This window comes from Streptomyces sp. NPDC018019 (assembly GCF_044327805.1).
In the GTDB taxonomy this organism is placed as follows: domain Bacteria; phylum Actinomycetota; class Actinomycetes; order Streptomycetales; family Streptomycetaceae; genus Streptomyces.
This window is the reverse complement of record NZ_JBIRGD010000021.1, coordinates 37,421-52,033: the sequence shown is the minus strand read 5'-3', so window position 1 is coordinate 52,033 and position 14,613 is coordinate 37,421. Positions and strand designations below refer to the sequence as shown.

Annotated in this window: 11 protein-coding genes and 1 tRNA gene; 7 read left to right on the top strand and 5 right to left on the bottom strand. The window is 70.3% G+C overall.

The genetic code is table 11. From position 1 onward, the window contains the following. Nucleotides 1-265 precede the first annotated feature (265 nt). From ACH4FX_RS29660 to ACH4FX_RS29645, 4 genes are all read left to right on the top strand, one after another. The gene (locus ACH4FX_RS29660) at nucleotides 266-2,554 is read left to right on the top strand and encodes a (Fe-S)-binding protein (RefSeq protein ID WP_398484069.1); all 2,289 of its coding nucleotides are present in this window, start codon (nucleotides 266-268) and stop codon (nucleotides 2,552-2,554) included. 400 nt (nucleotides 2,555-2,954) lie between these two features. Continuing rightward, nucleotides 2,955-3,764: a trypsin-like serine peptidase gene (locus ACH4FX_RS29655; RefSeq protein WP_398484067.1), complete on the top strand. Its 810-nt coding sequence runs from the start codon at nucleotides 2,955-2,957 to the stop codon at nucleotides 3,762-3,764. Between the two features lie 241 nt (nucleotides 3,765-4,005). Beyond that, nucleotides 4,006-5,016 (top strand): AraC family transcriptional regulator, encoded by a 1,011-nt coding sequence (locus ACH4FX_RS29650; protein WP_398484241.1) that lies wholly within the window; start codon nucleotides 4,006-4,008, stop codon nucleotides 5,014-5,016. Between the two features lie 412 nt (nucleotides 5,017-5,428). Continuing rightward, nucleotides 5,429-6,433, top strand: coding sequence for a Yip1 family protein (locus tag ACH4FX_RS29645; protein ID WP_398484239.1), 1,005 nt, complete (start codon nucleotides 5,429-5,431; stop codon nucleotides 6,431-6,433). Nucleotides 6,434-6,505: 72 nt separating this feature from the next. Here the strand turns inward: ACH4FX_RS29645 and ACH4FX_RS29640 are convergent, their stop codons facing one another. The 3 genes from ACH4FX_RS29640 to dcd form a co-directional block, all read right to left on the bottom strand. Next, nucleotides 6,506-8,014, bottom strand: coding sequence for a ricin-type beta-trefoil lectin domain protein (locus tag ACH4FX_RS29640; RefSeq protein WP_398484237.1), 1,509 nt, complete (start codon nucleotides 8,012-8,014; stop codon nucleotides 6,506-6,508). A 285-nt stretch (nucleotides 8,015-8,299) separates the two neighbouring features. Continuing rightward, nucleotides 8,300-8,797 carry a phosphoribosyltransferase gene (locus ACH4FX_RS29635; protein WP_030180867.1) on the bottom strand — a complete coding sequence of 166 codons (498 nt, stop codon included), beginning with the start codon at nucleotides 8,795-8,797 and terminating at the stop codon, nucleotides 8,300-8,302. A gap of 16 nt (nucleotides 8,798-8,813) precedes the next feature. Then, on the bottom strand, nucleotides 8,814-9,389 hold the full coding sequence (gene dcd / locus ACH4FX_RS29630; RefSeq protein WP_398484065.1) for a dCTP deaminase: 576 nt from the start codon (nucleotides 9,387-9,389) through the stop codon (nucleotides 8,814-8,816). Between the two features lie 606 nt (nucleotides 9,390-9,995). Between dcd and ACH4FX_RS29625 the strand changes: the two genes are divergently transcribed. Both ACH4FX_RS29625 and ACH4FX_RS29620 read left to right on the top strand, forming a co-directional pair. Next, a tRNA-Gly gene (locus tag ACH4FX_RS29625) sits at nucleotides 9,996-10,069 on the top strand. A 213-nt stretch (nucleotides 10,070-10,282) separates the two neighbouring features. After that, the gene (locus tag ACH4FX_RS29620; protein WP_398484063.1) at nucleotides 10,283-10,954 is read left to right on the top strand and encodes a hypothetical protein; all 672 of its coding nucleotides are present in this window, start codon (nucleotides 10,283-10,285) and stop codon (nucleotides 10,952-10,954) included. A 189-nt stretch (nucleotides 10,955-11,143) separates the two neighbouring features. On the opposite strand, the gene ACH4FX_RS29615 is transcribed toward ACH4FX_RS29620, so the two are convergent. After that, nucleotides 11,144-11,563 (bottom strand): MerR family transcriptional regulator, encoded by a 420-nt coding sequence (locus ACH4FX_RS29615; RefSeq protein ID WP_398484062.1) that lies wholly within the window; start codon nucleotides 11,561-11,563, stop codon nucleotides 11,144-11,146. Nucleotides 11,564-11,649: 86 nt separating this feature from the next. Here ACH4FX_RS29615 and ACH4FX_RS29610 point away from each other — a divergent pair, with 86 nt between their 5' ends. Further along, nucleotides 11,650-12,879: an MFS transporter gene (locus ACH4FX_RS29610; protein ID WP_398484060.1), complete on the top strand. Its 1,230-nt coding sequence runs from the start codon at nucleotides 11,650-11,652 to the stop codon at nucleotides 12,877-12,879. A gap of 140 nt (nucleotides 12,880-13,019) precedes the next feature. Here ACH4FX_RS29610 and ACH4FX_RS29605 read toward each other — a convergent pair whose 3' ends face one another. Then, nucleotides 13,020-13,994 (bottom strand): D-alanyl-D-alanine carboxypeptidase family protein, encoded by a 975-nt coding sequence (locus ACH4FX_RS29605; RefSeq protein WP_398484058.1) that lies wholly within the window; start codon nucleotides 13,992-13,994, stop codon nucleotides 13,020-13,022. Nucleotides 13,995-14,613 lie beyond the last annotated feature (619 nt).

Sequence of the window (14,613 nt, the reverse complement as noted above, 5' to 3'; positions counted from 1 at the left end):
TCAACTTTTATGTCGAGCGCCCCGTCATCCACGGTACGGGGGACGCGGCGGCGGGCGCGAAGGGTTGCCTGCGCGACACAGATCACCGGCCGGGCGGCTTCATGGGGCTCGGGATACTGGGTAACCTCAGCGCAGACCCGAAAAGTTACTGCTTAGTAATCGCTGTAGATCCCGTCCCCGCGGACTCCGTGTACCCCTCGTACGTACGCGCAGCCCCTCAAGTATTCCCCGTAACCCCCGCACTCGCAGGCCCGAGGAGCCACCCATGCAACTCGCCGCGATCATCGTGTCGCTGGTCCTAATCGCGGTCGGCGTAGCACTGTTCGGCCGTGCCATCCTGCAGATCGTCCGCCGGCTGCGGCTCGGCCAGCCCGTGCCGGCCGGCACCCGGACCGACGACCCCAAGCAACGCACGGTCACGGTGGTCAAGGAGTTCCTCGGCCACACCCGGATGAACCGCTGGGGCGTGGTGGGTGTCGCGCACTGGTTCGTGGCGGTGGGCTTCTTCTCGCTGCTGCTGACGATCGTCAACGCCGTCGGCCAGCTCTTCAAGGCCGACTGGCTGCTGCCCGTCATCGGCGAGTGGGCGCCGTACAACGTCTTCGTCGAGTTCCTCGGCACGATGACGGTGCTCGGCATCCTGGTCCTGATCGGCATCCGGCAGCTGAGCAGGCCGGGCGCCGCGGGCCGCAAGTCCCGGTTCACCGGCTCCAACACCGGCCAGGCGTACTTCGTCGAAGCCGTCATCCTGATCGTCGGCGTCTGCATCTTCATGCTGCACGCGCTGGAGGGCGCCCAGCACCACGTGGACGGCTACGAGGCATCGTTCTTCATCTCGTACCCGGTGGTCTCGTGGCTGGCGGGCATGGACGTCGCGACGCTCCAGAACCTCACCTACTTCTTCGCCGGCCTGAAGATCGCGACCTCCTTCATCTGGATGATCACGGTCGCGCTGAAGACCGACATGGGTGTGGCCTGGCACCGCTTCCTGGCCTTCCCGAACATCTGGTTCAAGCGGGAGTCCAGCGGCGATGTCGCACTCGGCGCGCTCCAGCCGATGACCAGCGCGGGCAAGCCGATCGACTTCGAGGACCCGGGCGAGGACGACCAGTTCGGCGTCTCCCAGGTCGAGCACTTCTCCTGGAAGGGCCTGCTCGACTTCTCCACCTGCACCGAGTGCGGCCGCTGCCAGTCGCAGTGCCCCGCCTGGAACACCGGCAAGCCGCTGTCGCCGAAGCTGCTGATCATGGCGCTGCGCGACCACGCGCACGCCAAGGCCCCGTACCTGCTCGCCGGCGGCGGCAAGGACGCGGAGGGCGCCGAGAAGGCGAGTGCCGCCCAGCTCAAGGACGTGCCCGCGGCGGCGCTCGCGGAGGCCGAGCGTCCGCTGGTCGGCTCCCTGGAGGCCACGCCCGACGGCGGCCTCGCGGGCGGCGTCATCGACCCGGACGTGCTGTGGTCCTGCACCACCTGCGGCGCGTGCGTGGAACAGTGCCCGGTCGACATCGAGCACATCGACCACATCGTCGACATGCGCCGCTACCAGGTCATGATCGAGTCCAGCTTCCCCAGCGAGGCCGGCACGATGCTCAAGAACCTGGAGAAGAAGGGCAACCCCTGGGGCCTGGCCAAGAAGCAGCGCCTGGCGTGGACCAAGGAGGTCGACTTCGAGGTCCCGGTCGTCGGCAAGGACGTCGAGGACCTCACCGAGGTCGACTACCTGTACTGGGTCGGCTGCGCGGGCGCCCTGGAGGACCGCGCCAAGAAGACCACCAAGGCCTTCGCCGAGCTGCTGCACATCGCGGGCGTGAAGTTCGCGATCATGGGCGGCGACGAGAAGTGCACCGGTGACTCGCCGCGCCGGCTGGGCAACGAGTTCCTGTTCCAGCAGCTCGGCGCGGAGAACGTCGCCACGCTCAACGCGGCCTTCGGTGAGGACGACGAGGACCCGGCGACGCGGAAGCCGAAGTCGGCGAAGAAGATCGTCGCGACCTGCCCGCACTGCTTCAACACGATCGCGAACGAGTACCCGCAGCTCGGCGGCGAGTACGAGGTCATCCACCACACCCAGCTGCTCCAGCACCTGATCGACGAGGGCAAGCTGATCCCCGTCACCCCGGTCGAGGGCCTGATCACGTACCACGACCCCTGCTACCTGGGCCGCCACAACAAGGTCTACACGCCGCCGCGCGAGATCATCGCCAAGGTGCCCGGACTGCGCAACGAGGAGATGCACCGCCACAAGGAGCGCGGCTTCTGCTGCGGCGCGGGCGGCGCGCGCATGTGGATGGAGGAGCGGATCGGCAAGCGCATCAACGACGAGCGCGTCGACGAGGCCCTGTCCCTGAACCCGGACATCGTCTCCACCGCCTGCCCGTTCTGCCTGGTCATGCTGACCGACTCGGTCAACGGCAAGAAGAACGACGGCAAGGCCAAGGAGTCCGTCCAGGTCGTGGACGTGGCCCAGCTGCTGCTGGACTCCGTCAGGACCCCGGTCGACCCGGCGGGCGAGGAGACCGCGACGGACGCTCCCGAGCCGGAGCCGGTGAAGTAACCGGCCCCTCCCGCCCGGCGACGGCCGGTCCCGCTGCGGCGGGGCCGGCCGTCGGCGTTCCGGGAGCCGGGCCGTACCGTCCGCGTGGTGTACGGCCATGCCGGGCGGCGCCCCGCCCCCAGGGCACGGGGCCGGTCCTCCGGACTTCGTCCTGCGGCCCACCCCCTCCCGCCGTCAGGCCCCCACCGGCCGGTGGGGGCAGTCGTCCCCCACCCACGCCGCGGCAGCCTGACACGCACGAGAGGGCCCGGGACCGGAGGACGAAGTCTGGAGGGCTCGGGCCCGCACCACGCGCCCCGGACGGTCCGACGCTCCGTGAGCGTCCCGACGCTCCGCCCCCGTCACGACGTACCGAAGTCGTCGCGACGTGGCGGGGCCGGGACGTCGTACCGTCCCGTACATGAGATCCGCTTCCGTCGCCCTCGTCACGGCCGCCTCGCTGACCGCACTCGTCGGGCTCACCGCCTGTGGCGGGCTCTCGCAGGCGGCGGATCCCGCACAGCCCGCCGCCCGGCACTTCGAGGGCCTGCCGTTCGTCGGCGTGCTGTTCGCCGACGGGGACCACCACTGCACCGCGAGCGTCGTCGACAGCCCGAAGGGCAATGTCCTCGCCACCGCCGCGCACTGCGTCCACTTCCAGAGCGGGGACGCGGCCGACGGGGACGAGCCCGGCCCGCTCACCGGCGACCTCCAGTTCGCGCCCCGTTTCTCCGGGGCCGGCGACGGCACGTTTCCGTACGGGAAGTGGAAGGTCAGCGGCATCCACGTACCCGACGCGTGGCGGGAGGAGGACGACGACCGGGGCGACTACGCCTTCCTGACCGTCGAGCCGGACGCCCAGGGCCGCTCCGTGCAGGAGGTCGTCGGCGCCGCCACCCCCGACTGGTCGTCCGGCCCGCGCCGCCACGTCACCGTCGTCGGCTACCCCAACGAGACGTACAACCCCGAGAACCGCCCGGTCACCTGCACCACGGACACCGAGCGCGACGACGACGAGCCGTACATGATGCAGATGCGGTGCGGCGGCTTCTACGACGGCACCAGCGGCGGCCCCTGGCTCGCCGACCACCACGACGCCCGCCGCCCCGGGCGCCTGATCGGCGTGCTGAGCGGCGGCGACACGGACGCCGAGTCGACGGCCGTCCTCTTCGACCGGCAGGCGCGGGAGCTGTACGAGCGGGTGACGGGCGGGGCAGCGAAACCCTCCTGACCGCGGCCGTCCTTGATCACGGCCGTCCTTGACCGCGACCGTCCTGACCGCCCGGCACGTCCCGGCCCGCCCGTTCCCTTGCGCAGTCCGCGCCGAAGGCCGCATACCCATGACCCCCGCCAACCGACTGGTCCCTGCACATATCCTTTCCCGCGTGCGCAGTTGAGGCAGGCGGTACCGGACGGACGGTTCTGTCTGCCCGGGGGAACCTGTATGCCCGGGGGAAAGGGTCGTGCTGAACATGTCTGTGGAGCCGGGGGCGGCGCCCCCGTCGGGTTCCCCTGTGCTGTCCGTGCGGACGGCGGACCTCGACGAGGCGCGGTGGGCGCTCGGTGAGGCGTTCTACGCCAACCACATCGACCGGCTCCGGCCGTGCGACGACGTGGGCGCGCACCTCGACGTGATGCAGCTGGGCGGGGTCACCGTCGGTGAGGTGGGGTTCGGCACCGACCTGCGGCTGCGGTTCGGGGAGCTGGGCGCGTACCACGTGGACGTGCCGCTGAGCGGCTGCATCCAGTGGCGGCAGGGGACGGGCGCGGCGGAGACCACCACGCCCGACCGGGCCGGGGTGTTCCGGCCGGACGGCGCCACCACCATCGACCGGTGGCACGGCGGCTGCCGGCTGCTGGCGGTGAAGATCCGTACGACGGACCTGGAGCGGCACCTGGAGCACATGCTCGGCAGGACCGTCGGGGCACCCGTGCGCTTCGCCCCCGGCTTCGACGTGTCCCGGGGTCCCGGGCTCAGCTGGGCGCGGCTGGTACGCACCGCCGTACAGGACGTCCAGGAAGCGGGCGGGCTGCTGCACCAGCCGCTGGTGTCGGCCCCGTTGCAAGAGGCGCTGCTGGGCGGGCTGCTGCTGGCCGCCGACCACCCGTACCGCGAGGAGCTGAGCCGGCCGTCGGCCCCGGCGGCGCCCTCGTACCGCCCGGCGCCCGTCAAGCGCGCGCTGGACGCCATCCACGGCCGGCCCGAGCACCCCTTCGACACCGCCGAACTCGCCGCCGTCGCACGGGTCAGCGTGCGGTGGCTCCAGGAGGGCTTCCGCCGGCACGTGGGCATGTCACCGATGGCGTACCTGCGCGACGTGCGGCTGAGCCGCGTACGGGACGAGCTGCGGCGGGCGGGACCGGGCGAGCTGAGTGTGGGCGAGGTGGCGTACCGGTGGGGCTTCGTCCACCTGGGGCGGTTCGCGCGCAGCTACCGGGAGCGGTTCGGGGAGACGCCGTCACAGACGCTGCAAGCACCCTGAGCGGCCGGGACGGCCACCCCCCGACGAACACGCAGCGTGATCCGGATACCGGCTGCGCAGAATGGATCATGCCGCCGTTCCCGTGCCGCTACGGTCGGGGTGCCAGGGCCGAGTCGGCATCGCCGATGCGTTCGTCCCGTCAGTGAGTGCCGACGGCGGCACTCACCGGTGGGCCGGCCCCTGGGTGCCGGCCGGTATCCCCCCGTAACCGCAGCCGGACCCTCCCGCCCGTGGGGCGTCGGACGACGATGATCCGATGCCTCATGGGCCGGCGGAGCCGCGGCCCCTCGGGGAACCCGCCCCCGCTCCCCTAGGGGATGTCACAGGTCGGCAGCAAAGCGGGCCGGTGCCCCCGGGCCCGGCCCCCGGGCCTCCGAGACCAGGTACGTTCGATGGCGTGGCTGGATTCAGGATGGGTCGCGGACGGAACGCCCGGTCCGCGCAACAGGCGCAGCAGCAGGGGCAGCAGGCACCGTACGGACAGCAGGGACAGCCGTACGGACAGCAGCCCCCGCCTCCGCACGGGCAGCAGTGGCAGCAGCAACCGCACCGGCCGCCGCAGCCCCCGCAGCCGTACGGCGGCCCGCATCCCGGGGGCCCGTACGGCGGCGACCGGCACGGCGAGCCCGAGTACTTCGGTGACGGCGGCTACCAGCCGCAGCAGCAGTCGTACGCCCCGTACGCCAACGACAACGCCCCGGGCCACACCCAGCAGTTCAGCGTCGGCGAGGCCCCGGACGCCTACGGTCCGCATGCCGGCGGCCCGCCGAACGGCGACTACGACGACGGCGGCGGCTACGGCGGCCGGTACGGCGACGACGGCTACGGCGACGGCGGCACCTACCGCGCGGGCCAGGCCACGGCTCCGCCGGCCGGCCCCCGGCTGCCCTGGAAGCAGCTGCTGACCGGCCTGGTCACCCGCCCGGCGCCGACCTTCTGGCAGATGCGCGACCACCCGGTCTGGGGCCCGGCCCTGATCGTCACGTTCGTCTACGGCCTGCTCGCCGTCTTCGGCTTCGACAAGGCCCGCGAGGACGTGCTCAACGCCACGCTCTCCAACAGCATCCCGTGGGTGCTCATCACCGCCGTGATGTTCGTGGTCGGCGGGCTGATCCTCGGCGCGGTCACCCACACCCTCGCCCGCCAGCTCGGCGGCGACGGCGCCTGGCAGCCGACCGTCGGCCTGTCCATGCTGATCATGGCGATCACGGACGCGCCGCGGCTGCTCTTCGCGATGTTCCTGGGCGGCGACAGCACGCTGGTGCAGGTGGTGGGCTGGGCCACCTGGCTGGCCGCGGGCGCGCTCTTCACCTCGATGGTGAGCAAGTCGCACGACCTGCCGTGGCCCAAGGCCCTGGGCGCCTCCGCGATCCAGCTGGTCGCGCTGCTCGCCCTGGTCAAGCTGGGCACGCTCTAGCCGCACGCCGGTTCATCCGGCCCGTGGAAGGCCCCGCTCCAGCCGGAGCGGGGCCTTCCACGTATCACCGGATCACGCGAACCGCTGCGCCGCCGAACCGTCGCACTTCTGGAGCCGTACCGCGTCCTTGGCCGAGCCGAGCGTCAGGCACAGACCCGGCGCGGCGGCCGGCCGGACCGAACCGCTCGCGGTGTCCTTCACGAACTGCTGGTTGGCCGCGCCCGAGCAGTTCCACAGCACCAGACCGGCCCCGGCCTCGTACTTCGCGCCCGGCACGTCCAGGCACCGGTCCTGGGTCAGCCCCACGTGGACGGAGCGCCGCTCCGCGTCGTGCCACCACTCCTGGTTGCGCTGGCCGTTGCAGTCCCAGCCCACGACCGCCGTACCGTTACGGCTGCTCGCTTCCTTGGCGTCCACACAGCTGCCCGTACCGGCGTTCTTCAGCGGCTTGTACACATCGTCCCAGGCCAGCGGGTACAGCTTCGGCTGCCCGGTGCTCGCCGGGTCGGTGCAGGAGGCCTCACGCCGGTCGGACGCGTACAGCTGCGTCAGGCAGGAGGCGAAGGCACCGTGGCCGCGCGCGTTCGGGTGGAAGGACTGCCGTACGGAATTGGCGTCCGGCGGGAAGGGGTTGGTGAGGTCCACGTACAGGCCGCGGGCCCAGGTGTCCTCCATGCACACCTCGTGGCCGTGGAAGAGCCGCGAGTTGTCGAGGTAGGTCGCGCCGGTGTCCGCGGCGACCTTGCGCATGCCCTTCTCGAAGGCCGGTACGGCGGCGTTCCGTCCCCAGGCCGAGTCGGAGGTGTAGCCTGTGCAGCCACCCGGCAGCTTGCCCGGGAAGTTCGGGTTGTCCTCGATGTCCGGCCCGATGGGGCTCGGGTAGCCCATCACGACCAGCTTGTAGTCGCCGTCCGCGTACCCCGCGTCGCGCATCACGGTCCGCAGGTCGCGCACGCTCCGCTCGACCTTGGGCACCAGCCCGTCGACGCGGCCCTGCCAGCCCGGCGCGTACTTGGGCTCACAGGGGCCCTGCAAGGTGAACCAGCGCGTGACGCAGTCCGTCATCACCGGTCCGAACTGCAGGTCGTCGTTGGCGCCGGCCACCAGCAGCACCATCTTCAGCCGGGTGTTGCGGGCCTTGATCGCCAGGTTGTCGCTCTGCACCAGCTCGTCGGCGTACTGCTTGGTCCCGCCGATGTTGATGTTGACGGTGGAGGCACCGGAGCAGGCGACGTTGTACGTCACGTCGGCCGCGATGCCCGTACGGTGGATGGCCGCGTCGGGCGAACGGTGGCACCAGTTGCCGGGCCCGTCCGTCCCCTGCTCGTACGTCCCCACGCCCTCCCCCGATATCTCACTGTCGCCCAGCGAGATCAGCGAGGTCTTGCGCTGCGCGGCCGGCCGCTCGCCCGCGTCCCCGTACAGCTTGACGGCCTCGGCCGCCCGGATCTTCTCCAGCTCGGGCGGCAGCGGCTTGGAAGCCGCCGGACCGGCCTGGGCGGCCACCGCCGTACCGGCGCCCACCCCCGCGACCACGCCCGCTCCGCCGAACCCCACCGCCAACGCCGCTGCGGCGGCCATCAGCCGCCCCGCTCTCGCACGCACCCTTGGGCCTCCCCTCCGGTCTGCAGTTACCGCCCGGTTTCTACTCGGAGGTAGTCACCGGCGGAACAGCCGGAACGGGATTGGCCCGATTTCACCTTCCGCCCCGTAAACACGAAGGGCCCACCCAACGCTCGGCAGCCCCACCAGGGGAAGACGAAGGGCCCGCCGACCGCTCGCCAGACCCACCTGGAGAAGCCGAAGGGCCCGCCGGAAACTCCGGCGGGCCCTTCAGAAGACCGGAACGGTCGGGGACGGGGTCCCTCAGGCGTCGAGGATCTGCCCCTCGCGCCGCACCACCGGCGGCTCGACGCTCCACGGGAAGTTGATCCACTCGTCCGTGCGCTTCCACACGTACTCGCACTTCACCAGGGAGTGCGACTTCTCATAGATCACCGCGCTGCGGACCTCGGCCACCGTCCCCAGGCAGAAGTCGTGCACCAGCTTCAGCGTCTTGCCGGTGTCCGCGACATCGTCGGCGATCAGCACCTTCTTGTCGGAGAAGTCGATCGCGTTCGGCACCGGCGCCAGCATGACCGGCATCTCAAGGGTCGTACCGACGCCGGTGTAGAACTCCACGTTCACCAGGTGGATGTTCTTGCAGTCCAGCGCGTACGCCAGACCACCCGCCACGAAGACGCCGCCGCGCGCGATCGACAGCACGATGTCGGGCTCGTAGCCGTCGTCGGCGATCGTCTGCGCCAGCTCGCGAATCGCGCCACCGAAGCGCTCGTACGTCAGGTTCTCGCGCACACCACTCACTGGTTCTCTCGCACCCTCAGACCTGTGTCCGATGAAAATTCTTGAACGACCGCGACGGCGTCGGCCCCCGCTGGCCCTGATACCGCGAGCCGTACTTCTCGGAGCCGTACGGGTGCTCGGCGGCCGACGTCAGCCGGAACATGCACAGCTGCCCGATCTTCATGCCCGGCCACAGCTTTATCGGCAGCGTCGCGACGTTGCTCAGCTCCAGCGTGACATGCCCACTGAAACCCGGGTCGATGAACCCGGCCGTCGAGTGCGTCAGCAGCCCCAGCCGCCCCAGCGAACTCTTGCCCTCCAGCCGCGACGCGAGGTCGTCGGGCAGCGTGATGACCTCGTACGTCGAGGCGAGCACGAACTCGCCGGGGTGCAGGATGAAGGCCTCGTCCCCCTCCGGCACCACCTCGCGCGTCAGGTCCTGCTGCTCCACCGCGGGATCGATGTGCGGGTACCGGTGATTCTCGAACACCCGGAAGTACCGGTCGAGGCGCACATCGATACTCGACGGCTGCACCATCGACTCGTCGTAGGGATCGATGCGGACCCGGCCCGCGTCGATCTCGGTCCGGATGTCCTTGTCTGAGAGAAGCACGCATCGAGGATACGCGCCCGGATCCACCCGCTCCGCACACCACCGCCGCGGCGGGCCCCCTCCCCGCCCCCCTGCACGGCGAGGGCCCGGCCCCCTCCGGGACCGGGCCCTCGCCCACAACTCTCACAGCCGTTCCACCGGCTGCCGTCCGCTTCGCATCGCCACCCGGCCCGCCACCGCACCGCCGTCCTACGGCGTACGGTCCGGACCCGACGGCCCCGGCCTCAGCGCTTCTCGCACGCCACCGGCACCGAATGCCGCAGCCGCGCACAGCGCGGACACCGCAGCAGCCGGCCGGGGCCGAGCCGGTCCGTGGTCTGCATGGGAAACGAAGCGGTGCTGAACACGTGCCCTTCGGCACAACGTACGACGGTGCGCTCCATCAAGTCCTCTCCCAAGTGCGTGGACAACAAAAGCCACATTAGGGGATGAACTGGGCGCCACCACACGCGGCACTCCGCGCCCCAACCGTACGCCCCAACTCCCGCACCCCACACCGCAACGCACCCCCCATACACACCCGGACCCCACGGTCAACTGCACCGGGGGCCTGCAATGGGGTAGAGTGTGCGACGCTGCACCGCCCTCACTACGGGTGGCGCTCAAGCGGGTGTAGTTTAATGGTAGAACATGAGCTTCCCAAGCTCAGAGCGCGGGTTCGATTCCCGTCACCCGCTCCATGACGAAGTCCCAGGTCAGTGGCCTGGGGCTTCTTTGTTGTCCGGATCAATTCGGGACCGCGAGCCATTCGCGTGCCACAAAGCGCCGTCTTGCGTACCGAGTTGACGGCCATGCCCCGCTGCCGAGCGACCTGGACTTCCGTCAGACCGCATGATCCCAGATCGCTCTGCCCATAGGATCTCCTGAAGATCACTGATCGGGGGAGACCGGCGATGAACAACAAGCGGGGGATTCTGACCGCCGTCATAGCCGTCGGCGTGCTCGCCGCAGGTTGCGGCTCGGACGACGGCGACAAGAAGGACGCCCTGCCGCAGGCGGAAAAACTCGCCGCCGACAACGGAGCACGGTACAGAGCAGTCCGCGTGCCCACGTTGGATGGCATGACCTGCGACAAGGGCAACGGGGGCTTTCGCTTCGGCAGTGACCTGGACATGTCGGTCACCGGCGACGACGACCTGCCGCAGATCAAGGAGTCCGGGGAGGACCAGGTCTCCTGCTTCGGCGCGACGCGCATCACTCTCAGCAAGGGTGGGATGCGGGTGACTGCGCCGAACCTCACCACCCGGACGAACCTGTACGGAAAGATCGCGGACCCCACCGCCTCGCTGGGCAAGGTCTTCTCCCGCACCATGGACCTGGAGAAGGGCTACGGGCGGAACCCGGTCGGCGAGCCCAAAACCTTCACCACCAAGGACCTGGTGCTGAAGTGCCAGCAGAACGTCAGTGACACCTTCCCCATGACGACCTGTTTCTGGGCGAACTACGGCGCGATCGGCGTCGTCGACTTCTTCCCGCCGGACGGCAAGCACGTGCCCATCGACGAGGCGGCCGCACAGACACACAAGTTCGCCCTGGGCGCCCTCTCGGCCACCGCAACGCCCTGACTCCGACTCCACCACGGCCTCGACTCGTCAGTATGAAGTGACGACGCCCGTGACGCCGGGCGCGCCAAGAAACTCCTGGGCACGTCTGGAACCGCGGTTCACGGTCCGGGCGGCGTTGCGCCCGACCGCGCACAGAGCCTGACCGCCACACGCACCCTCGCAGGCCCGGAAGCCGGGTGATCCCCGGGCTCACCGTGCCGTTTCGACCTCCGTCAGCCGCTCCCGCGACGAAGGCCCGGCTTCGGGGAGAAGGGTATTGCGGACCGAGGTGACGTAGTCGCGCAGGGCGTCCCGGTTTCGGCTCAGGTGGGTGATTCTGCGGGTCATGCGCTCGCACTCGCGCTCCAGGAGGGCGATCGTCTCCGGGGTCGGGTTCGGGATGTCGATCCGGCCGGGCGGGCCGAGGCAGGGCAGGATCTGCCGGATCGTCTGCGTCGGCAGGCCCGCGTCGAGCAGGCCGCGCACCTGGTGGACGCGGTCGACGCAGAGTTCGTCGTAGTCGCGGTAGCCGTTGGCGCACCGCGTCGAGGCGATCAGGCCCTGTTCCTCGTAGTAGCGGAGCATCCGCCGCGATGTTCCGGTGCGTTCCGACAGTTCTCCGATGCGCATTGCCACCACTCCGTGAACGGGCACAAGGCCCGTCCCGCCGGGCCGGCTTGACCTTCACACCTATGTGAGGGTTTCAGCATGCTGCCATGTCGCACACAGAGCTGACCAGGGGTTCCCTGGCTGGAGACGCGGTGTCGCCGCGTCCGTACACGAAGCTTCCCGTTCCGGCGCTGCTCGCGCTGGCGACCGCCGTGTTCATCACGAGTCTCACCGAGACGCTGCCGGCCGGGCTGCTGCCCGCGATGAGCGGCGACCTCGGGGTCGGTGAGCCGGCCACCGGCCAGACGGTGACCGTCTATGCCCTCGGCACCGTGCTCACGGCGATGCCGCTGTCCGCCGCCACCGCCGGGTGGCGCCGCCGGAGGCTGTTGCTGACCGCGATGTCCGGTTTCGCCGTCGCCAACACGGTGACCGCGCTCTCCGCGTCCTACCCGCTGACCATGGTGGCCCGGTTCGCCGCGGGGGTCGCCGCCGGGCTGGCCTGGGCGCTGCTCGCCGGTTACGCCCGCCGGATGGCCCCGGCGCACCTGGAGGGCAGGGCCATCGCGGTGGCCATGGCCGGTATCCCCGTCGCGCTCTCCCTCGGAGTGCCGGCCGGGACGTTCATCGGCAAGCTCATCAGCTGGCAGGCCGCCTTCCTCATCATGACCGGGCTGACCGTCGTCCTGCTCGGGTGGATCCTGGCCGCCGTTCCCGACTACCCCGGGCAGCGTACGGAGAAGGGCACCTCACCCTCGATGCTGGGAGCGCTCAAGGTGCCCGGTGTGACCCCGGTCCTCGTGGTCACCCTCCTGTTCGTCCTCGCCCACACCATCCTCTACACCTATGTCGCCACCTTCCTCGACCACCTGGGGATGGGCGGACAGACCGACGTCGTCCTGCTGGTCTTCGGCGGTGCCTCGCTGCTCAGCATCTGGGCCGTCGGCGCCCTGATCAACCGGCGGCTGCGCGCCCTGATGATCGCCGGCACACTTCTCATCGCGGTGGCCGGCGCGGTCCTGGCGCTGCTCGCCGACGTACCCGCACTGGTGTATGTGGCGGTGGTGCTCTGGGGCTTCGGCTGGGGCGGGGCGCCGACCCTGCTCCAGACCGCGGCGGGTGACGCCGGTGGCGACCAGGCCGACGCGGCGCAGGCCATGCTGGTCACCCTGTGGAACGTGGCCATGGCAGGCGGCGGCGTGGCCGGCGGCATCCTGCTGGACGCGCTCGGCACCTCGTCGTTCCCCTGGAGCGTGCTGGTTCTGCTGGTCCCGGTACTGGCGGTGGTTCTCGTGGCCCGTACGCACGGCTTCCCGGTCCGCCGTAGCGCGGGGTGACGGCGGGGGGACTGTCCCGATTCCGTACGGGCGCGGAGCGAGGCGGTGCGCGACAGGCGCGGCCATCACTGGGCCGCGCCTGTCGCCGTGTTCGGGCCGGTCGGACGTTCGGCCCGGTCAGGAGGATCAGCCCAGGTGGCTCAGTCCCGCTGGCTGTTCGCCGGGAGGGCGCGGAGCTTCATGGGTTCGGCGGGGGTGGTGCCGAAGCCGTGGTCGAGGAGTTTCGCGGCGTCGGTGTAGCGGTCCTTGCTGTTGAGGACGGTGCCGATGAGGGTCTTGTCGCCGCGGGTGGCGGCGAAGACGAGGCAGTCGCCGGCCGGGGTGGTGGTGCCGGTCTTGATGCCGATGGCGCCGTTGTAGGAGCCGAGCAGCTGGTTGGTGTTGTTCCAGGTGTAGTAGCGGGTGCGGCCGTTGGCGGCGGGGGCCTCGCCCTTGTACTGCTTGGTCTTGACGATGGTGCGGAAGGTGTCGTCCTGCATGGCGTGCCGGGCCAGCTTCGCCAGTTCGGCCGGGGTGCTGGAGTCGGCGCCCGCGCCGTCGAAGGAGTCGAACCTGGTGTGCGGCAGGCCGAGTTCGGCGGCCTCCTCGTTCATCCGGGTGATGAAGGACCGGGTGCGGTCCTCGCTGGTGGCGCCGGTGCCGAAGGTGTCGGCGAGGGCGTAGGCGGCGTCCGCGCCGGAGGGCAGGAGGGTGGCGTAGAGCAGCTGGCGGACGGTGAGCTTGTCGCCGGTCTGGAGGTCCGCGGTGCTGGAGCCGTGTTCGGTGACGTAATCGCGGTACTTCTGCTGTACGGGGACCCGCTCCTCCAGGTCGACGCCCGGGGTCTCCAGGACCACCGAAGCCGCCATGATCTTCGCGGTGCTGGCTATGGGGCGGGCCGTGTCCGCCTCCTTGCCGAAGAGGGTGGTGCCGTTCGTGCCGTCGATGAGGACGGCGCCCTTGGCGGCGATGGTGGGAAGGGTTTGGGGGACTCGGGGCGCCTGGGCGGCTGAAGCGGCGTGCGGGGCCTGGGGCGCCGGGGCTGTCTGGGCCGCCTGGGCGGTCAAGGGAGTGAGGGCCAGCAGGGCGCCGCCGGCGACGGCTGCTGCGCGGGTCGTCAGAACTCTGGCGGACAAGTGGAACGCTCCGTATCTGTCGTGCTGGTGGCCGGACGTGCGGGTGTCCGGCCGGTGCCCCCGTGACCTGCGGTCGGGCAAAGGATGCCCCGTACATCAAACGCCATCGGTGACCGATGGGGTATCGCGGGTGGGGCCGGCGCGGAGCCGCGGGGCCGGCGGCCCGCCCGGCCGGTGGCGCGTGGTGGCAAAGTGACGCTGCCGGTCCGGCAATTGCGCCACCCCGCCATGAAGATTCCACGAACGGCCGACGTACGGTCGTTGACGCTTGAATTGGGCAGTCGGGTGAGAAATTCGGCACGGGGAATATTCGCGTAACCGACGCGCCCGGCGGACCCATTGCGGAATCAGCGGGTCCGGACGGTTGTCGGTCTTGACGGCAAAGGTCCCGGAGTGTCGAGGGCCTGGTCACCGCACCGCCGGGGCGCGGGGGCGGCGAAGGCGCCGCGCACCGACGCGACTTGGCAAAGATGCCTTTGAAACTCAAGACTTACCCTGCCCTTTGGCGGATTTATGCACCTTTCTCGACGCTTGACAGGCATCATCGAAGGAGGAAAGATCTCAATGGTCTAGGTATAGACCACCAAGAGAGCGACAAAAAGCGTCAAAGACATGCTGC

Bases quoted from the DNA above. Each gene is read 5' to 3' on its own strand.
- ACH4FX_RS29660 (WP_398484069.1), top strand. From the start codon at position 266: ATGCAACTCGCCGCGATCATCGTGTCGCTGGTCCTAATCGCGGTCGGC.
- ACH4FX_RS29655 (WP_398484067.1), top strand. From the start codon at position 2,955: ATGAGATCCGCTTCCGTCGCCCTCGTCACGGCCGCCTCGCTGACCGCA.
- ACH4FX_RS29650 (WP_398484241.1), top strand. From the start codon at position 4,006: ATGTCTGTGGAGCCGGGGGCGGCGCCCCCGTCGGGTTCCCCTGTGCTG.
- ACH4FX_RS29645 (WP_398484239.1), top strand. From the start codon at position 5,429: ATGGGTCGCGGACGGAACGCCCGGTCCGCGCAACAGGCGCAGCAGCAG.
- ACH4FX_RS29640 (WP_398484237.1), bottom strand. From the start codon at position 8,014: ATGGCCGCCGCAGCGGCGTTGGCGGTGGGGTTCGGCGGAGCGGGCGTG.
- ACH4FX_RS29620 (WP_398484063.1), top strand. From the start codon at position 10,283: ATGAACAACAAGCGGGGGATTCTGACCGCCGTCATAGCCGTCGGCGTG.
- ACH4FX_RS29615 (WP_398484062.1), bottom strand. From the start codon at position 11,563: ATGCGCATCGGAGAACTGTCGGAACGCACCGGAACATCGCGGCGGATG.
- ACH4FX_RS29610 (WP_398484060.1), top strand. From the start codon at position 11,650: ATGTCGCACACAGAGCTGACCAGGGGTTCCCTGGCTGGAGACGCGGTG.